Annotated in this window: 17 protein-coding genes; 11 read left to right on the plus strand and 6 right to left on the minus strand. The window is 59.5% G+C overall.

Annotated elements, in window-relative coordinates; all coding sequences use genetic code 11:
• Positions 1 to 91: 91 nt before the first annotated feature.
• Both BEN48_RS12610 and BEN48_RS12615 read right to left on the minus strand, forming a co-directional pair.
• Positions 92 to 565, minus strand: a complete 474-nt coding sequence (locus tag BEN48_RS12610; protein ID WP_070735289.1) for a MaoC family dehydratase — start codon at positions 563 to 565, stop codon at positions 92 to 94.
• Between the two features lie 80 nt (positions 566 to 645).
• Positions 646 to 1,407, minus strand: coding sequence for a DUF4197 domain-containing protein (locus BEN48_RS12615; protein WP_083321041.1), 762 nt, complete (start codon positions 1,405 to 1,407; stop codon positions 646 to 648).
• A gap of 383 nt (positions 1,408 to 1,790) precedes the next feature.
• Between BEN48_RS12615 and BEN48_RS12620 the strand changes: the two genes are divergently transcribed.
• A complete protein-coding gene (locus BEN48_RS12620; RefSeq protein ID WP_158010179.1) occupies positions 1,791 to 2,969 on the plus strand; it encodes an aminopeptidase in 1,179 nt (392 codons plus the stop codon).
• A gap of 189 nt (positions 2,970 to 3,158) precedes the next feature.
• On the opposite strand, the gene BEN48_RS12625 is transcribed toward BEN48_RS12620, so the two are convergent.
• Positions 3,159 to 4,427 (minus strand): family 1 glycosylhydrolase, encoded by a 1,269-nt coding sequence (locus tag BEN48_RS12625; RefSeq protein WP_070735291.1) that lies wholly within the window; start codon positions 4,425 to 4,427, stop codon positions 3,159 to 3,161.
• 176 nt (positions 4,428 to 4,603) lie between these two features.
• On the opposite strand from BEN48_RS12625, the gene BEN48_RS12630 reads away from it, so the two are divergent.
• From BEN48_RS12630 to BEN48_RS12645, 4 genes are all read left to right on the plus strand, one after another.
• Entirely contained in the window at positions 4,604 to 5,230 is a 627-nt protein-coding gene (locus BEN48_RS12630; RefSeq protein WP_070735292.1) for a bifunctional 4-hydroxy-2-oxoglutarate aldolase/2-dehydro-3-deoxy-phosphogluconate aldolase, read from the plus strand.
• A 164-nt stretch (positions 5,231 to 5,394) separates the two neighbouring features.
• Complete coding sequence (gene dgoD / locus BEN48_RS12635; RefSeq protein ID WP_070735293.1) at positions 5,395 to 6,543, plus strand: galactonate dehydratase; 1,149 nt, start codon at positions 5,395 to 5,397, stop codon at positions 6,541 to 6,543.
• A gap of 192 nt (positions 6,544 to 6,735) precedes the next feature.
• Positions 6,736 to 7,725: a 2-dehydro-3-deoxygalactonokinase gene (locus tag BEN48_RS12640; protein ID WP_070735294.1), complete on the plus strand. Its 990-nt coding sequence runs from the start codon at positions 6,736 to 6,738 to the stop codon at positions 7,723 to 7,725.
• Between the two features lie 84 nt (positions 7,726 to 7,809).
• The gene (locus BEN48_RS12645) at positions 7,810 to 8,682 is read left to right on the plus strand and encodes an SMP-30/gluconolactonase/LRE family protein (protein ID WP_070735295.1); all 873 of its coding nucleotides are present in this window, start codon (positions 7,810 to 7,812) and stop codon (positions 8,680 to 8,682) included.
• Positions 8,683 to 8,699: 17 nt separating this feature from the next.
• Here the strand turns inward: BEN48_RS12645 and BEN48_RS12650 are convergent, their stop codons facing one another.
• Complete coding sequence (locus BEN48_RS12650; RefSeq protein WP_070735296.1) at positions 8,700 to 9,131, minus strand: hypothetical protein; 432 nt, start codon at positions 9,129 to 9,131, stop codon at positions 8,700 to 8,702.
• A gap of 481 nt (positions 9,132 to 9,612) precedes the next feature.
• On the opposite strand from BEN48_RS12650, the gene BEN48_RS12655 reads away from it, so the two are divergent.
• A complete protein-coding gene (locus tag BEN48_RS12655; protein ID WP_070735297.1) occupies positions 9,613 to 12,330 on the plus strand; it encodes a S8 family serine peptidase in 2,718 nt (905 codons plus the stop codon).
• 95 nt (positions 12,331 to 12,425) lie between these two features.
• Here the strand turns inward: BEN48_RS12655 and BEN48_RS12660 are convergent, their stop codons facing one another.
• Positions 12,426 to 12,638 carry a hypothetical protein gene (locus BEN48_RS12660; RefSeq protein WP_070735298.1) on the minus strand — a complete coding sequence of 71 codons (213 nt, stop codon included), beginning with the start codon at positions 12,636 to 12,638 and terminating at the stop codon, positions 12,426 to 12,428.
• A 190-nt stretch (positions 12,639 to 12,828) separates the two neighbouring features.
• Between BEN48_RS12660 and BEN48_RS12665 the strand changes: the two genes are divergently transcribed.
• The 4 genes from BEN48_RS12665 to BEN48_RS12680 all read left to right on the plus strand — a co-directional run bounded on the left by BEN48_RS12665 (position 12,829) and on the right by BEN48_RS12680 (position 16,612).
• Positions 12,829 to 13,971 (plus strand): sensor histidine kinase, encoded by a 1,143-nt coding sequence (locus BEN48_RS12665; protein ID WP_070735299.1) that lies wholly within the window; start codon positions 12,829 to 12,831, stop codon positions 13,969 to 13,971.
• Positions 13,972 to 14,161: 190 nt separating this feature from the next.
• Positions 14,162 to 14,404, plus strand: a complete 243-nt coding sequence (locus BEN48_RS12670) for a hypothetical protein (RefSeq protein WP_070735300.1) — start codon at positions 14,162 to 14,164, stop codon at positions 14,402 to 14,404.
• Between the two features lie 36 nt (positions 14,405 to 14,440).
• A complete protein-coding gene (locus tag BEN48_RS12675; RefSeq protein ID WP_070735301.1) occupies positions 14,441 to 15,346 on the plus strand; it encodes a LysR family transcriptional regulator in 906 nt (301 codons plus the stop codon).
• Between the two features lie 63 nt (positions 15,347 to 15,409).
• Entirely contained in the window at positions 15,410 to 16,612 is a 1,203-nt protein-coding gene (locus BEN48_RS12680; protein ID WP_070735302.1) for a threonine synthase, read from the plus strand.
• Positions 16,613 to 16,749: 137 nt separating this feature from the next.
• Here BEN48_RS12680 and BEN48_RS12685 read toward each other — a convergent pair whose 3' ends face one another.
• On the minus strand, positions 16,750 to 17,643 hold the full coding sequence (locus BEN48_RS12685) for a hypothetical protein (protein WP_125932624.1): 894 nt from the start codon (positions 17,641 to 17,643) through the stop codon (positions 16,750 to 16,752).
• Positions 17,644 to 17,963: 320 nt separating this feature from the next.
• On the opposite strand from BEN48_RS12685, the gene BEN48_RS12690 reads away from it, so the two are divergent.
• Positions 17,964 to 19,100, plus strand: a complete 1,137-nt coding sequence (locus tag BEN48_RS12690) for a glycosyltransferase family 4 protein (protein ID WP_125932625.1) — start codon at positions 17,964 to 17,966, stop codon at positions 19,098 to 19,100.
• The last annotated feature ends 74 nt before the right edge of the window (positions 19,101 to 19,174 follow it).

Below are 19,174 nucleotides of genomic sequence, written 5' to 3' on the forward strand. Positions count from 1 at the left end.
CTACCGCAATACTAAATCTGTTTGGTGGCGCAGTAGAGATACTTCGACAAGCTCAGCATGACCTTCTGAGTTTTAATGTTTCGGTCTAGCCTTATGCCGGTTCCTGGAAGTGGTATAGGAACGTGACCACGCCCGTGTAGGCGGGCTTTTTGGAGCCTTCAATTTCCAGGGTTACGCCCACACGGGCCTTTGCAATGCCGCGCAGGTTGGCCACAGAGAGCATGCTAGCGCGCAGTTGCACCTGGCTGTTCACAGTCACGGCCTGGTTGAAGCGCAGGCTTTCGATTTCGTAGTTCACCTGCATTTTCAGGTTTTCGATGGCCACGATTTGCTGCCACAGGTAGGGCAGCAGGGCCACCGTGAGGTAGCCATGGGCAATGGTGGCCTTGAACGGCGACTCCGCCTGCGCGCGCTCCGCATCGACGTGAATCCACTGGAAGTCGAGGGTGGCGGCGGCAAACTGGTTAATCTGCTCCTGGGTGACGGTGTGCATCTCGGAAACACCCAGCTCCTGGCCCACGCAGGCCTCCAGCTCGGCAAGGCTGCGAATAGTTAGTTTGGACATAAGAAGAAGGTGGCGTACGGTTGCGGTAAGGGCCCGCAAACATACGCCACCCGGCATATCAATTCAATTAAGCCAAGGCGCTAGCTGTTGCGGCCAAACACCCGGCGCAGCAATTCGGTGGTGCGGGCCACGGGGTTTTCGCGGATGTTGGCTTCTTCCTGGGCGATGAGCGTGAAAAGGCCGTCCACGGCTTTGCCGGTGGCGTACTCCGTGAGGTCGGTTTGCACGGGCTGGCCCAGCGGCAGCTGGTTGTAGGTGGTGGCCAGGTCGGTGTAGTAGCGGGTGGCGCCTACTTTGCTCAGGCTCTGCTGCATGATGGGGGCGAATGCGCTGGTGAGCTGGGTGCTGGTGGTGCGCTTCAGGTACTGGGTGGCGGCGTCGGGCTGGCCCGTGAGAATGTTCCACACGTCCGAAAAGGTGAGGCTTTTGATGGCCGACAGGAAAATGGGCTTGGCGCTACGGGCCGCGTCCTCGGCCCCGCGGTTCAGGCTCAGCTCAAACTTATCGACCTGGCTGCCCAACCCGATGCTGCGCAGCGTGGTGGCCACGCGCTGGGCATCGGGCGGAAACGGGATGCGGATGAGGCGGTTCAGGTAGAAGCCGTCGGTTTGCGAAGCCTGGTCGGCGCCCTTGCCGATGCCCTGCATCAGGGCGGCTTTCAGGCCGTTGGCTGCTTCGGTGTTGGAGAGGCCGCCAGTGGGCTTGCTACTGGTGTTGCCGGTAGGAGTTCTCACCCCCGTAGGCAGCTTGATGTTTATCAGGCCGGGCAGGCGAAACTGAGCCGAAGCGTTGAGCGAACCAGCCAGCAGCAGGACAAGGACGGTAAGGGTGCGGTTGTTCATAAGGGATAGGGCAGGCGAAGGGTACCAGCAAAGCACCTCTTGCAACGCCCGTGCCGAAGTTCTGCCACTGGCCCATCAGCGCCTCACGCATGGCCTGTAGGCCAGAACTGCCCGCGTATTGATGGAAAATCATAATCGAATATTTGCAAGATAAAATAAAATAAATTTTTAATTAAGTACAAAATTATCTAAACTTAATATAATTAGTTGTAACATTGGATAAGCAATTGGTGCTTCAGCAAATAGCCTGATTTTCTTCCGCTTGCGCCCGTCAGTGCTTGACAGGCGGCGTGACCGGTTGCGCCAACCCCAAAATCATTTTTTTACTCTTTAACCCCGTTACGATTTTGAAAAACTTTACGCAAATAGCCTGTGCTGCGGCCTTGCTCTTATCAGCCGGTTCGGCCTTCGGGCAGGATTACGAAAAAATTGCCAAGCAAATCGTGAACACCTCGGCCGGGGTAAAACCCGGCGAGGCAGTCATCATTTCGGGTGGCCAGCACACGATGCCGCTCATGGAAGCCATAGCCGTGGAAGTGGCCCGCGCTGGCGGACAGCCCCGCATGTGGGTCCAAACTGATAAAGTGGTGCGCGCCGTGAACTTGGAAACGCCCGAAGAAGCCATTCAAGCCAATAAGTTCAGCAACATGTCGTTGCAAGCCGATGTGTTCATTGGCTTGCCTACTGTTGAAGACGGTCGCGCGGTGGTGACAGGCATAAGCACGGCCCGTCGAGCTAAATTCGGCCAGGTGGCTGCGGCATCTGGCTACCAACAGAAATTAGATGCTAGCATGCAGCGGGGCGTGTATGTAACCTACCCGAGCAAAAGTTACGCGGCGGCGCAACAGCTCGACTACGCTGGCTACGAGCAAATGATATGGGGCAGCATCGGGGCCGACTACTCGGCCATTGCCGTGCAAGCCGAGCAGATGAAGCAGCTCCTGGCTACGGGTAAAAAAATGCACATCACCTCGCCGGAAGGCACCGACCTGACCGTGGACTTGGGCAGCCGCCCCGTGTTTGCCGATGATGGGGTATTGTCGGCGGCCGACCAACAGGAAAAACTCATCTACAACCGGACGGCGAACTTGCCCGGCGGGCTAGTCTACGGCACCTTCCAAGAAACTTCGGCTACGGGCCGGCTCGCGGTTGCCAACGACAACGTCTCCGACGGCAAACCGCTGAAAGGCTTCAAAGCCGACTTAAAAAACGGTCAAGTCGAAAACGTGCAGGCCGAGGTGGGAGCCGATGCTTTCAAAGCACAAATGGCTGCCTACGGCGCTCCCGGGCTTCAAGTAGACAAGTTTTCCATCGGGCTTAATCCCTTGATGAAAACGGATAACGCAAAGGCGTACCACCCGGCCACCGCGGCCGGCATGGTGTACGTAAACACGGGCAATAATGCGCTGTATGGCGGCCAGAATAAAACACCAGGTGGGTACAGCTTCCCTATCATCAACGCCACGGTGGAAATAGACGGCAAAACGATTGTGCGCAACGGCCAACTCGTGTCGCCGACCATGGCCAGCACGAAGTCCGCAGCTAAGAAAAGCCGTAAATAAGCCGAAACCCACACTCTTTAGCTTACTAAAAGGGTCAGGCAATTCATTATTGACTGGCCCTTTTTCGTTTGCCCATCGACGGATATTCACCCTTTGAACCAAACGATGACTGGCGCCTTGCGGAGAAAGAGAGCGAAACTAGGTGGCATCAACAGAAGGGGTGTTGGCCGGTGCGGTCGACCGGTTGGCCTAGTCGGCTTTGGCCTTGCGTTCCTGCGCCTGGGCCCAGATGCGGTGGCTTTCCTGGGGCATTACGATGGGCACCTGCAGGCAGATGCTGCGGGTTGGAAGCACGTGGTCCCAGTCGGCGATGAGTTGCTTGTAGGCTTGGCCCACGGGCCGGATGTTGCGGTTCAGGTCGTAGAGGCCGAGGGGGTTGAGGTTGCCGTTGTCTTCGCGCAGGGCGGTATCCCAGTCCACCTGGTCGGTGAGGGAATACCACGTAAATCCCACCACGGGCACGCCGTCGTTGCGCACGCGCAGTACATTGGCCCACTCTTTCCAGAGCCAGTTCACGGCTTCGTCGCCGCAGGGACCCTGCCAGAGGTTGGTTTCGGTGTGCATCACGGGCAGGCGGTAACGGTCGTGGTACTGGCTGGTGATGACGTGGTAACCAAAAATTTCGCCCGCCGCGCGGGTACGGCCGTCGGCTGACACGCGGTGCTCGTTGGTCCTGTAGTAGTCATTGCCCATGATGCAATGATGCCTTAGGTTGTTGTGCATGAAGAAGTGGTATTCCTCGCGCGTCATGCCGCTGTCCATCAGGTACTCGTACATTTCGGAGTCCACGCGCCGGCCGTAGTTCAGGTCCAGCGACAGAAAGCGGCGGGCGTTCATGATTTCAGCCGGGCGAATGGCGGCCGGGTTTTCGGCGTGGAAGTATTCCGACGACTCACTCTGAATGAAAATGGCATCGGCCCGCACTTCTACAATGGCGCGCATGGCCAGCACGTTGGCCTTCACAATGTGCTTGAGGGCCGTCACGAAGGCTTTGTCGGAGCTGAGCTGCTCGTTCCACCAGCCGTATAGCGCCGAGAACTGCGCGCAGATGTACATCTCGTTTACCGGCGTGTAGAGTTGCACCCACGGAAACCGCTCGGCAAAAGCGCGGGCGTACTGGGCAAACAGCACGGGGAAATCGGGGTTCTGAAAATTGCCTATCCAGTCGGGCACGCCGAAGTGGCACAGGTCTACAATGGGTGCAATGTTGCGCCGCAGCAGGTCCTGAAACGTGGCGTCGGCAAAGGCCCAGTCGTACTTGCCCGGGCCCAAAAACGTGGTGTGAATGGGCGGCCCGTAGCGCAGGAAGCAAATGCCCAACTCCTGCACCAGCTCAAAATCCTTCTGCCAATGCTCGTAATGCCCGCATTTCGCCATTTCGTCCACGCGCACCGTGCCGTTTTGAATGGTGGGGTTGCTGTTTTCTATGCCCGTGGCAAAAAGAAATTGGGGACCCATGGCAAACAGTAAAAGGTGAAGAGCCCCAGCGCTGACAAGCCAGGCAGTAATAAGCGTACTCGGTTCGCGGCGTTCGTGTTTCGTGCCGGTTTCGGCGGTGGCGATTCTAACCCGCCTTCCGCGTTCTACGTTGTCAGGAAGCAGCAGTCCCGCACCACCTTTTTTTGAAACCGGCTATGACAGCGTTGGCGCATCTATTGGAACACAAGCTGGTGGCCATCGTGCGCGGGGCTCACCCACCTGACCTGGTGAAAATGGCGCAGGCCCTGCACGCGGGTGGCGTCCGGAGCATAGAAGTCACCCTGAACTCGCCCGGTGCACTGGCTTCCATCGCAGAGCTGGCGGGCGCCATGGCGGGCAAACTGCTGGTGGGCGCTGGCACCGTGCTCGACGCCGAAACGGCCCGCGCCGCCCTGCTAGCCGGCGCGCAGTTCATTATCTCGCCCACGGTCAACAAAAAGACCATCCGAATGACCAAGCGCTACGGCGCCGTGAGCATTCCCGGCGCATTCACGGCCACCGAAATCCTACAGGCTTACGAACACGGCGGCGACATCATCAAGGTGTTTCCTGCCTCGGTAGGGGCCACTTATTTCAAGGACATAGCCGGGCCGCTGCCCTTCATCCCCCTCATGCCCACCGGCGGTGTGTCGCTCGATAACATCCGGAATTTTCAGAAAGCCGGTGCCGTGGCCTTCGGGCTGGGCAGCGCGCTGGTAGATACCAGCCAGCCCGTAACGGAGGAATACCTGCGGCAGCTGACGGAAAAAGCCCGGCAATTTGTGCAAGCGGTGGCGGGGTAGAACGATGTAGAACCAGAGCAGAACAACCCAACCACCGGTCATGCTGAGCGGAGCCAAGCATCTCTACCGCTTCGCTGGGTGATTGATTTACTTACACGGTAGAGATGCTTCGGCTCCGCTCAGCATGACGTTCTGTTAACGTTTCGTATGCTAACAAACATCCCATGAAAATCACCCGCTTTACATTATACCAAGTGCCGCCGCGCTGGCTGTTTCTAAGGCTAGAAACCGATGCTGGCCTTGTGGGGTGGGGAGAACCCGTGATTGAAGGCCGGGCCGCTACCGTGGCCGCCGCCGTGGCCGAGCTGATGGAAAACCTCGTCGGCAAAAATCCGCTCAACATCGAAGACCATTGGCAGGTGATGTACCGCGGCGGCTTCTACCGCGGTGGCCCCATCTTAATGTCGGCCATTGCCGGCATCGACCAGGCTTTGTGGGACATAAAGGGCAAATACCACAACGCCCCCATTCACCAGCTGCTGGGCGGCCGGGTGCGCGACGTGATGCGCGTATATTCCTGGATTGGCGGCGACCGGCCCCACGAAGTGGGCCAGGCGGCGGCCGGCATGGTGGCCAAGGGTTTCACGGCTGTGAAAATGAACGCCACCGACGAGATGGAATACATCGATTCCTACGTCAAGATTGACGCCGCGCTGGCCCGCATCGCGGCCGTGCGCGAGGCCGGTGGGCCGGGCTTGGGCATCGGCATCGATTTCCACGGCCGCGTGCACAAGCCCATGGCCAAGGTGCTGGCCAAGGAGCTGGAAGCCTACCGCCCCATGTTCATCGAAGAGCCGGTGCTGTCGCAGAACAACGAGGCCCTGCGCGAAATTGCCCGGCACACGACCATCCCCATTGCCACGGGCGAGCGGATGTTTTCGCGCTGGGACTTCAAGCAGCTGCTTATTGATGGCTACGCCGACATCATCCAGCCCGACCTCTCGCACGCCGGTGGCATCACGGAATGCAAAAAAATCATCAGCATGGCCGAGGCGTTTGACGTGGCGGCGGCTCCGCACTGCCCGCTGGGCCCCATTGCGCTGGCTGCCTGCCTGCAGGTAGACGCCACCTGCCACAATGCTTTCATTCAGGAGCAAAGCCTGGGCATTCACTACAATAAGGAAAACGACCTGCTTGATTACCTGACGGATAAAACGGTGTTTGACTACGAAAACGGCTTCTGTAAAATCCCGGAAGGGCCGGGGCTGGGCATTGAAATCAACGAAGAATACCTGCTCAGCCGCGCCGCCATTGGCCACAACTGGCGCAACCCCATCTGGCGTAATGCCGACGGCAGCGTGGCGGAGTGGTAAGGGCAAAACTCCCCTCCTCAGCCGAGGAGGGGACGCGGCCGCGTAGCGGGCGCTGGGGTGGTTGACCTCGTTGAACGACACCCGAACGAAGCGGCTGCGAGTCGTTCAACGAGGCCAACCACCCCCGTTCGAGCCTTTGGCTCGAACATCCCCTCCTCGGCTGAGGAGGGGAGTTTACGTTCTTACAGAACCATGGACTCACAAACCACTTTCCTCAGCTGCGATTGGGGCACTTCATCTTTCCGGCTGCGGCTGGTGGAGCGTGCGGGGCTCAACGTGCTGGCCGAGGCCAGCTCCAAGGAAGGCAATGCGGCCACGGCCGAGCTTTGGCAGCAAGCCAACCAGCCTGCCGAGCAGCGCATGGCGTTCTACCTGGGCATTGTGCGCAAGCACCTCACAACGCTGGAAAAAGCCGTTGGTACTTCACTGAAAGGGGTGCCCGTGGTAATGTCGGGCATGGCTTCATCTACTATTGGCATGATGGAGTTGCCCTACAAGGCGCTGCCTTTCGCCACCGATGGCGCCGACCTGGCTACCAAAACCCTCGCGCCAACCGCTGATTTTGCCCATCCGGTCCTGCTAATTTCCGGCGTCAAAAGCGAGGCTGATGTGATGCGCGGCGAAGAAGTGCAGTTGGTGGGCTGCGGCTTCGAAACCAGTGACGAGGAGCAGCTTTTTCTGCACCCCGGCACGCACGCCAAGCACGTGCGGGTGCGCGCGGGCCAGGCCGTGGCGTTTGAAACCTACATGACGGGAGAGCTTTTTTCGCTCCTGTCGAAGGAAAGCATTCTGGCCGCCTCGGTGGAAGAAGGCGGCCGGCTGGAGGAGGCCAACCACCGGCACTGGTTCGAACAGGGCGTGCGCGCCAGCCAGCACGCCAACCTGCTGCACAACGCATTTATGGTGCGCACCAACGACCTGTTCGGTAAAGCCAGCAAGCGGGAAAATTATTTTTACCTGAGCGGCCTGGTGATTGGCAGCGAATGCCGGGACCTACTCAATAACCTGCCCGCCAGCATTGTGCTGGCCGGCGAAGCCGTACTAATTAACCATTACTGCGCCGCGCTGCACGCGCTGGGCATCGCCGAGCAATGTCCCATCGAGACGAAAACTGCCGTAGAAGTGACGTTGCGGGGGCAACTGGAAGTGCTCAACTACAGCGCCCTCTCCCAGCCCCACTGACGCCGCTACGCCTTCTGCAAGTCATTGTTGATGAACCCGAAATCTAACAGCTGGTAGCTAAGTGCTAATGGCTAAACACTCATTATGGAAGCACACGCCGTACTGCATGCGCAAGCAGCCCTGGGCGAGGGGGCCGTGTGGAACCCCACCACGCAACAGCTATACTGGGTTGATATCGAAGGCCATGCCTTGCACGTGTTCGACCCGGCCACCGGGCAGGACTCCAGCTTTCCGACGGGCGCGCGGGTGGGCACGGCGGTGCCCATGCGCAACGGTAACGTGCTGCTGGCCCTGCAAACCGGCATTCACGAGCTCGACCTGCGCACCGGTCACCTCAAGCTCCTGGCCAATCCGCTCACTGACTCCAACCTGCGCTTCAACGACGGCAAGTGCGACCCGGCGGGCCGGTTTTGGGTGGGCACGTTTCACATGGAGCAGCGGCCCCACGCCGGCACCCTCTACCGCTTCGACCCCGATGGCAGCCTGCACGTAATGTTGCGCGGCATCACCAATTCCAACGGCATCGCCTGGTCGCTAGACCACCGGACCATGTACTACATCGACACACCCACCCTCACGGTGCAGGCGTTCGACTACGACAACGCGACCGGCAGCATTGCCAACCCGCGGGTCGTTATCCGCTTTCCGGAAGACGAAGATGGGCTGCCCGATGGCATGACCATCGACGCAGAGGGCAAGCTGTGGGTAGCGCTGTGGTGCGGCGCTGCCGTGCACCGCTACGACCCCGGCACCGGCGCGCTGCTCCAGCAAATAACCGTGCCCGCGCCCTTTACTTCCTCCTGCGCCTTCGGTGGGCCCGATTTGGCCACGCTCTATATCACCACCGCCCGCGATGGCTTCACGCCGGAGCAGCACGAGCAGTATCCGCTGGCTGGCAACGTGTTTGCGGCGGTGCCGGGTGTGGCAGGGGTGCCGGCGTGCTTTTTTGGAAATTAAATAGCGACAGCAGCTTCCTAGAGCTCGGCTACTGGCAGCTGAATGTCCACGTTGCGGCCGTGGTCGTCGGCGCGGGAGATTTTCACGTTGCCCGTGGGCGGGCTGATGAACACCCGTCCCGTAGCCGCCGCAGCGCGCAGAAACCGGTCGTTCACGTACCAAAACACCTGCCGCACCTCGCTGCCCGCCGCGCAGCTTAGCAGCGGCGGCTGTTTTTCGGCGCGGTTGAGCAGGTATTCGGCCTTGGCCTGGGGGCCGCGCCGCAGCGTGGACCGGATGCTGGCCTGCCATGGGAACTGCGCCACCAGCCGGCGTGCCAGGTGCGGGGCCAGCGCCGGGACAGCGTGGCGCCGGACGTCCAGCGGCTCAGCCAGCTCGGTTTTCATGCGCCACTTCTGCGTGGCGTTGAGGTAGGCGTGCAGTACGGTGCCGTCGGCGGCCAGCACCACGGGAAATTAGCGCGGTGCTGGAGGCAGTGGGCACGTCCAATTAAGCCCCAGTAGTATGAATACTCCCAGTAGCAAAATTCCCCCAAATCGTATTCCGGTCTGCCGATTCATCATCAAATATATCGGTTAGGCAGTAGCACATCTCAAAGTCATCGGGCACAGTGGTTGAAGGCGGCTACCCCGGAAAAGTCAAAAAAATAAAGATATAGGCACATCAAGGGGATATGGACGATTGAGACAAATGCGCGAAATGGCGGTATGTAGCATGAAAATTTCAAGAGGTATGGGGGGAATGGCCAAGAACTTTATTCATATTTTATCAAAATGACCAATTATTGAAAAAAATTTCAAAACTGGTAAATCCATACATCTTAAGTCTCCGTAAGTCTGTGGAAGGCCAGATAAGGCGGGCGCCATTCGTGATTCTCTTCTCTCTGTCCATACTGTCCACCAACCCATTTCCATATTCTCACACAGCTACATGAAAAAAACTTTCCTAGCAACCTGCCTCATGGTAGGTCTCAGCGCTGGCACTTCGTTTGGCCAGGCTACGGTAGACCCCGAACTGCGGACTGCCCTTGCCACCAGCCCTATGATTCAGGTAATTGTTACATTTAATGGAAGCGGTGCCCCTCAGGCCTCGCAACTGGCCTTGCTCCAGGAGCTGGGTATTACCAAAGGCATCACCTTCAAAGCCTTGCCAGTGGCGGGTGTGATGGCTACTGCTGCGCAAATTGACGCCTTGGCTCAGAATCCGGCCGTGCGTTCGCTTTACAGCAACAAACAGCTTGACTTTTACAACTTCGACGATACCAACCTGACGGGCGTGAAGCGCCTGCGTACCGACCGCGAAACCACGACGCGCAACAACGGCACGCCGGTTTCGGGCCGTGGCATTGGCGTTCTCATCAACGACAGCGGTGTAGACGGTACCCACGAAGACATTAAGTTCGGCTCGCACCTGGTTCAAAACGTACTGGGCACCACCAACCTCAACAGCGTGGATGGCATGTTGCCGTTCACCCCAATTGAAGGTGTGCTCAACACCGACACCAACTCGGGCCACGGCACGCACTGCACCGGCACGGTGGGCGGCAACGGCGCCCGTTCGGGTGGCAAATACGAAGGCGTAGCGCCCGGCGCTTCGCTGGTGGGCTACGGCTCGGGCGGTGCCCTGTTTGTTCTCGACGCCATCGGCGGTTTCGACTACGCCCTCACGCACCAGTTCCAGTACAACATCCGCGTTATCAGCAACTCCTTCGGTTCGAGCGGTGCCTTCAACCCCAACCACCCCATCAACGTGGTGACCAAGAAGTGCTACGACCGTGGCATGACGGTGGTGTTTGCTGCTGGCAACTCCGGCCCCGGCGCCGACACCCACAACCCTTACGCTATTGCTCCCTGGACCATCTCGGTGGGCGCTGGCGACCGCAACGGCCAACTGGCTGGCTTCTCTTCGCGCGGTGTGAAGGGCGAGCAGGGCACCTTCGTGGTAGACGGCGAAACCTGGACGTTTAAGAACGAGCCCGTGATTACTGGACCGGGCGTTGACGTTGTGTCGACCCGTGTGATTGCTCCGGTAGCTGCCCTCGGCACGCCCACCGACGTGGCCGTGCTCACGCCCGCTCAGGTTCCTTTCTACACCCATAGCAGCGGCACCTCGATGTCGACGCCCCACGTGGCCGGCGTCATCGCCCTGATTCTGGAAGCCAAGCCTTCGCTCTCGCCAGCCCAGGTGAAGGCCCTGATTCAACAAACCGCCACCAACATGCCCGGCCGTGAGTCGTGGGAAGTAGGTGCCGGCTACGTGAACGCCTTCGCCGCCGTTGACCAGGCCTTCCGCTCCACCTCCTACGGTTCGACGCTGAATGCCACCCGTACCTTCAAGAGCAGCGTGAATTCGAGCGCTGCTACCACGCCTTTCACCATCAAGTTTGACCCCGCCATTACGGCTGGAAACGAAATCAAATTCCAGGTGGGCGCCGGCGTTAACAGCTTGGAAGCCAAAGTTACATCGGCTGGCCTGCTGGGCGAAACCGGCAACACCACCACGCTGGTGTTGCTCGACCCCAACGGTGTGCGTCGTAGCTCGGGTACCCCTGTTACCTTCACCATCTCCACCGACCGCAGTGTGGCTGTGACTTCGCCCATCTCCGGTACCTGGACCCTGCGGGTAGAAGGCCTGCGCGGTGCGGCCCTGCCCGAAACCATCAAAGGCAAAATCGTGCTGCAAACCCCTGCTGGCACCTCGAACCTGAACGACATCGCTGGCCACCCCGCCGAAGCAGCCATCAAGATGGCTGTGACCAACCGCCTCGTAGATGGCATGTCTAACGGCTTCAAGCCTGATGCTAACCTGACCCGCATTCAGCTGGCCGACTACCTGGTAATGGGCCAGGGCATCCGCCAGTTCCTGCCCACCACCGGTGTCCGCACCTTCTCCGACGTAGATGGCAGCGAGGTATTGTTGACCGAGGCTGTAGCCGCCCGCGGCGCTGCCCAGCGCGACCGGTTCCACGCCAACAACGGTGTAATGCTGGCCGGCACAAACGGCAAGTTCTCGCCCAACACTGCAGTAGACCGCACTGCTCTGGCTTACTCGCTGGTGCAGAGCCTCGGCTTCCAGCAGCAGGCCCTGGCCCGCACCGGCAAGCCCGTAACCGTGAACTTCAACGGCCAGGCTGTAGCCATAGACGATGCCAGCAGCATCCCCGCTGGTATGGAAGGCTACGTGAGCATTGCTCTGGAGCTCAACCTCATCAACGCTTTCTTCAGCATCACGCAGGGTCCTTACGACTTGCAGCCCACCATCACGGCTACGTTCAAGCCCACGCAGACCATCACCCGTGGCGACTTCGCTGTCATCGTGACCCGCACCTTCCAGCAGTACAACGCCCAGACCCAGCCCGCTGTGCAGGCTCGCAACGGCGCTTCGGCCCTGGCTTCGCAGGAAGTGGCTGCTTACCCCAACCCTTTCACGGGTACTACCACCATCACCTACGCCCTGGCTCAGGATGGTCCCGTAAGCGTGGAAGTGTTCAACGCAATGGGTGCTAAAGTGCAGACCCTGGTGGTTGGCAACGAAACCGCTGGTTCGCACCAGGTAAAGTTCGACGCCGCCAAGCTGGCCCGTGGCACTTACCTCTTCAAAGTGAAAACCGGCGAATCGGTAACTACTAAGCGCTTGGTAGTGCAATAAGCACCATCAACCCCGCTACTTGAAAAAGGCCTGCTCCAAATGGAGCAGGCCTTTTTTTATTGCAAAAACGCAGTGCTTGTATGAGTAATTGTGCGCTAACGCATGTACTGCGTGGTGTCCCGGCGGTTGAGCTGGGCATTGGCCACCACGGCTTCATCAAAAGCGAAAACCAGGTTGGAGTACGGGTCTATCTCTTCGTTGTCGGTCTGGACCATTTCAGTGGCCTGTTCCTGGGCGGTTTTTTTGGAACACGACGAAGTAGCCAGCAGTGTGAGAAATAGCAGCAGAAATCGGTGACGGGCCAGCATGGACAGAAGGAGGAATAATGTGCTGGAAGGCAGCAATAATTAGCAACCCCCATGACCGGGCATACTGCCTGAAACGGTCGGGTTTTGCCCTGCTTTTATTCCATTTTAATCCCTGGAGCCCTGGTTGAGTAGGTGCCCGTCTTGTGCAGATAATAAGCAGTATCTTTCATATCAACCAAGCCCTTGCCTGATGTCCGAATTCGCCGCCTTCTTTCTCGACCAGGCGGAAGCCAGTCCACATGTGCAGTTTGTGTACGACCTCGCGGCTCGCCGCATCGTGTTCGTCAATGGTGCCTACCAAACCGTATTGCACGGCAGCCTGAACGGAGTAAACGCCGAGCTGCCGGCCCTGCTCCAGCGCCTGCACCCCGACGACTTGGCCTACCTTGCCCACTACTGGGCCAAATGGGTGCAAAACGAGATAAACGACGAGGTAGAAGTGCGTCTCCAGGCGCCCGGCAAGCCCAATCAGTGGTTCTGCCTCACGCCCTCTTATCAGGAAGTTGATGGCCGCGTGCTGCTGGGCGGCACGCTGCGCGATGTGAGTGTGAACAAGCGCTACCAGGAAAATGCCGACCTCTTCAATAGCCGCAAAAACGCAACGCTGGAAATTCTCTCGCACGATTTAAGCGGGTCATTCATCATGGTGCAGCAAATAGCAGAGTTTCTGCACGAGGAAGTGGTAGCACCGGAAAACAGCCGCATTCCCGAAATGCTGCGTGTGCTCGCAACCACCAGCCGCGACAGCGTGAAGATGATTCGTGAGCTCATCAACATCGAATTTCTGACCTCGGCCAATTCCGACCTCAAGGTAAACCGGGTCGATATAGGGGCCATTCTGCGCGTGCCGCTCGACCAGCTTCAGCTTGGGCAGCGGCTGCTGGGCCACCACTTCACCTACACCCTGCCCGACGAGCCGATATACGCTAACCTGGACGTGAATAAGTTTACGCAGGTGCTTATCAACTTGGTTGGCAACGCCTTTAAGTTTACGCCCGATGCCGGATACGTTGCGGTGCACATCGCGCCCGGTCCCGGCACCGTGCTCATCCACGTGATTGACGACGGGGTCGGGATTCCGCTGGCCATGCAGCCCTACCTGTTCGAGCGGTTCACCAAAGCCCGGCGGCCGGGGCTGCGCGGCGAAGCCACCACCGGCCTGGGCCTGGCGCTATGCAAAACCATTGTGGAGTGGCACCACGGCAATATTTTCGTCGAGAGCACCGAAGGCATCGGCAGCACCTTCACCGTAGAAATTCCTCGTTCAGAAGCCGTCGCAGCCTCAGTCCGGCCGCGCTGGTCGAACTCGACGCGTAAGGGGGGAGGGGTGTAAGGGGGGCTGATCTAGGCGGTTCGGCTGCGCTCGGCATGACGGTCCAGCGCGTGCTGAGTAGCATTTGCGCCCGCTACCCCACCAGGCCCAGCACCTTCCTCAGCTGCGCTACCGCCCAAAACTCCAATCCCGCCATTCTCGGCCAAGCCGGCCACACGTTTGTTTTTCCTGCATTGAGCAACACAACACGTTGGCTGACTTCGCAGCCGCGGCCGAAGCCGAGATTGCCGCCGTGCAAGCCAGAACCGGCTTGCGGCTAAGCGCCGCTACCACCCGCCCCGATGTGTTGCATTGCTCGGCCATTCAGTGGGTGCGGTCCACGGCACTATCACACGCTTGCAGCTTCACGCGCCCCGACAAGCTGCCCGTGTCGCACCTGCACCACAGCCTCGGCAATGGCCACCGCGTTGGCTTGGTTTTTTCGGTGTTTTAGTGGGAACTGGAGGAGTTTGCGTTCCTTCGCATTCTTATGCTTTCCCACCCGCACGAAGTCTTTCTCGAAGTGGCCCAGCGCCTGAGCTTCACCAAGGCCAGCCAGGCGCTGTTCATCAGTCAGTCGGCGGTGAGCAAGCAGGTGAAGGCCCTGGAGGAACACTACAAAACCGGCCTGTTTGAACGCCTGGGCAGCAGCATCCAGCTCACGCCCGCTGGCCTCAAGCTATACCAGAAGCTATTGCAGGCCAAGCAGCTGCAGCACGAGCTGCACCAGGAAATGAGCGAGCTGAGCTCGGAGTTTGCGCCGAGCCTGAATTTGCTCATCGGGGCCAGCACCACCATCTCCCTCTACGTGCTGCCGCCCGTAGTGTCGGCCTACCTGCGCCTGCACCCCAACCGCCAGCTCAGCCTCAAAAACCGCAACTCCGACAACATCCTGCGCGCCCTGCTCGACCACGAAATCGAGCTGGGCATTATCGAAGGCATCCACAAAGTGAGCAACGTGACCTACACGCCCCTGCTCACCGACGACGTGGTGGCCGTGTGCGCCGCCCGCAACCCCCTCGAAAAACGCACCCTCGAAGTGCACGACCTGCTCACTACGCCGCTGGCCCTGCGCGAGGCCGGCTCCGGTACCCTGGCCGTGCTGGAGGAGGCCCTGGCCCACCACCGCATCAAGCTGGCCGCTTTGCCCGTGCGCGTGCGTATGGGCGGCACCGAAGCCCTCAAGAATTTCGTGCGCGTAGACAGCTGCCTGGCCTTCCTGCCCCGCCAGGCCGTGGTGAAGGAACTGGCCTCGGGCGAGTTTTCGGAGGTGAAAATCAACAACTTCCCGCTCAAGCGCGAGTTCAACTTTATTCAGCGCAAGGGCACTGAAAACAATGCGCCTTACCGGGACTTCCTGCTTTTCACCAAACGGTATTATTCCACAAAGGCATAGGCTATTCCAAAATCCCATCCCCATAAGGCATACTACGGCTGCTGCGCTCCCGTACTTTGTTCTATGAACCTTGTAGCCTCCGAATCCATTTCGCGCCTCGCCACCTTGCATTGCTCGGCCTGCGGCACGTCCTATTCTGCCTTCGAATTGCAGCGCGTTTCCGCCTGCTGCAGCCTGCCGCTGGTGGCCGGCTACGACCTGCACGAGCCGTTGAGCCGTGATGTTATCGACCAGGCCGATTCGTCGATGTGGCGCTACGGGGCGCTGCTGCCGCTACTCCACGAAAAAAACAAAGTGACCCTGGGCGAGGGCATGACTCCCATGCTCCACCTGCCGCGCTTGGCCGCGCGCCACGAGCTGTCTTCCCTGCTGCTAAAGGACGAAGGCCAAAATCCCACCGGCTCGTTTAAGGCGCGCGGCCTTGGCATGGCCATTTCCAAAGCCAAAGAACTGGGCGTAGATGGCTGCATCATTCCCACGGCCGGCAATGCCGGCGTGGCCATGGCCGCCTACTGCGCCCGCGCCGGCCTCAAGGCCGTGGTGGTGATGCCGCGCCACACCCCGCAGGCCTTTAAGGAGGAGTGCTACTGGTACGGAGCCGAAGTGGAACTGGTGGATGGCCTCATCAGCGACTGCGGGGCCCGCGTGCGCCAGCGCAACGCCAACGGCGCCCTGCTCGACATCTCCACCCTCAAGGAGCCCTACCGCCTCGAAGGCAAGAAGACCATGGGCTACGAAATAGCCGAACAGCTGAACTGGACGCTGCCCGACGTGCTGCTGTACCCCGCCGGCGGCGGCACCGGCCTCATCGGCATCTGGAAAGCCTTCCAGGAAATGAAGCAGCTCGGCTGGCTCGCGCCCGATGTGAAACTGCCCCGCATGGTGGCCGTGCAGGCCGAAAACTGCTGCCCCCTGCTCGAAACCTACGAGGGCCGCCAAGCCAACTGCCACAGCTACCAAGGCAGCGCTACGCTGGCCAACGGCCTGGCTGTGCCCCACCCTTTGGGCGAAAGCATGATGTTGCGCGTGCTCCGCGAATCGAGGGGCACCGTGGTGGGCGTGAGCGATGAAGACATGATGGCCGGTATGCGCGACCTCGGCAAAGACGAAGGCCTGTTTGTGGCTCCCGAAGGCGGCGCCGTGTGGATGGCCGCCCGCCACCTGCTGGCCACTGGCTGGCTGCACCGCGACGAAAGTGTGCTGCTCCTGAACACCGGCAGCGGCCAGAAATACATGGAGAACGTGGCCGGCCGTGCCAACGGCTAGTCGTTCGGAAGGCAACGTGTTGCATGTAGCCACTTCAACCTATCCCGTGGTTGGCAGGGCACTTCGAGCTCCCAGGCGGGGCACAGCTTGCGGTGGATTCGGCGAACCGCATGCCATTCGCTGTGCTACGTTTGTACTTATTGGGTTGCACTAACACGCGGCATTTGCCAGTTGCGCCCTATCAGTTTGAGCAGCGTTCGGCGCCACGAGGGCAGGTTGCGGTATCTCATCTCGGCTTCATGTAACTCTTTGATGTTCAGCTCTATCATCTGGTTGTAGAATTCTTCCAGGGACTGTCCGGCGTGTTCGCGGAACACGCGGGCCAGCAGCGGGCGGGCCGCCTTCAAATTCCAGTAGTGCACCACGTAGGGAGCCGCCTCAACCACCGCGCGGTCGGCACCAAACCACAGGCTGAAAGCCAACTGCTCCATTATGTGCTTGTTATAAGTGGCGTACAGCTGGTCGGCCAGGTCTACCACTTCCGGTAGTCTCTCGGCAGCCGCCGATGTCATTCCGATAACCCCGGAGTTATACAACAGCGTGCGTTCATCAACGAAGTAGCGCTGGGTACCAACCGGAAATGCGTGCCCCTTCAGGTGCTTGTGTACTTTGCGACTCAGCAGATTTCCCGCCGCTAGCCGGCCTTCGCTGACGTGCATAACGTACTTCCCCTGCTCTACCTCCTTAAACAGCGGTTCAGGGTCGGCTTGCCAGATGGTATCGGTATCAACAAAAAGCAGGTTGCCGGGGTAGTATTGTGCCGCGTGGCCCAGCACCCCTATTTTCAAAAGATAGACCTTGTTGCTGTTGCCGCGCCAGTTTTGCCATTGGGCAGAGGAAACAGCCGGATACACAACCTCGTTTCGTTCCCCGAGCACTTGCCGGAATGCAGCCTCCGAGTCGGTGTAAATCAGCACCTGGGCCGGCTTATGAGCGACTTTGTAATAGGAAAGCAGGCTATAAATGGCCTCCGCGTGCAACTCATCCGAGCCGTAAGCAAGATAAATCAGGGAGCAGGGCACCTCTGGCATAATTCACGTGGTCAGGAGTTGCGTTTTGCAGCATAGACAATTATGTCTGTAGCGTCTTAAACGACCGGGCCGGTTGGTCAAAAGTACAAGTTCGTCAAGAGAAATAGGCTTTGGGCGAGACGTAATCTGTGGCGTCTCTGCATTCCTTACATTACCCTTGGTGCCTCGCTAGGTCATAATTGAAGCTTGAATTAAATTGACGGTGTCATGAATTTAACTGGTACCAAAAGTCGCGCGCCGCGCCTGATAAGGGCTTCGAGTTCTGAGGCGGGATTGACTAAATTTGCTGTGAAACCACCCGTAGCTGCCTTTTTTCTGCCGTGACTCAGCCTTTTCCCATCTCGTTGTTGTGCCTGTCGAGCAGTTGGGGAGGGCTGGAGTTGAATACCGTTCGCTTTGCAGGCTGGATGACGCAAAGAGGCTGGCCGGTGCAACTCATAACCCTGCCAGATTCGCCAATTGCGGCCCGGGGGCATGAGCTGAATCTGCCGGTGGCGCTGCTCCGCAACCCGTGGAAGGCAGTCGATTTCCCGGCCGCAGCTAGCCTCGGCAGCATTCTCGAAAAATTCAAAACCAAGGCCCTTATCGTCACCCGCAACGGCGATTTGGGGCTGGCAGTGCTGTGCAAAAAATGGCATTTGCCCTCGTTGCGGCTGCTTTACCAGCAGCACATGCAGCTGGGGCTGGCCAAGCGCGGCTTGGTGCACACCCTGCGCTACCGTGCCCTCGACGCCTGGCTGACGCCCTTGCACCGGCTGGCTCAGGAAGTGCTCGAAAAAACCCGTTTGCCGGCCGCCCGCCTGCACGTGGTGCCGCTGGGCATTGAGTTGGAAAAGTTTGCTCGCCCCGCATTCTCCCAGGCCCAGGCCCGCGCGCAGCTGGAGCTGGCGTTGCCAACGCAAGCAGTGCTCCTGGGGCTTATTGGCCGGTTCGATGACGGGAAAGGGCAGGACTTTGTGGTGGAGGCGGTGGCGGCGCTACGCCAGCGCCATCCGCAAGTGCACCTGCTTTTTGTGGGCGAGTCGACCCGCAACGAGGGCAACGCCTACCGCGAGGCTGTGTTGGCGCGCGTGCAGGCCCTGGGCCTGGCCGATGCCGTGCACGTGCGGGCCTTCGCGCCGCAGCCCGAAGTAGCCTACCGCGCCCTTGATATTTCCATCACGGCTTCCGTCAACGAAACCTACGGCATGGTGACCATTGAGGCCATGGCCGCAGGCCTGCCCGTGGTGGCTTCGGCCACCGGCGGCACGCTCGAAATAGTGGACGATGGCCGCACCGGTTTGCTGTTTCCGTTGCGCGACAAGCCTGCTTTTTGCGCCGCCGTCGAACGGTTGCTCCACGACCCCGCCCTGGCCCGGCAGTTGGGCCAGCAAGCCCAGACGGAGGCGCTGGCCAAGTATTCCCACCATCACCAGTGCGAATTGACGGAGCGTGTGTTGTTCGACGTGGTGAGGTAGCCACTTTACTGCACTTCGGAACGGCAAGGCCACTGGCCCGATTCTGCCAACGCGCCCGCAACCCTAAATGCCAC

This window comes from Hymenobacter glacialis (assembly GCF_001816165.1).
GTDB lineage: Bacteria > Bacteroidota > Bacteroidia > Cytophagales > Hymenobacteraceae > Hymenobacter > Hymenobacter glacialis.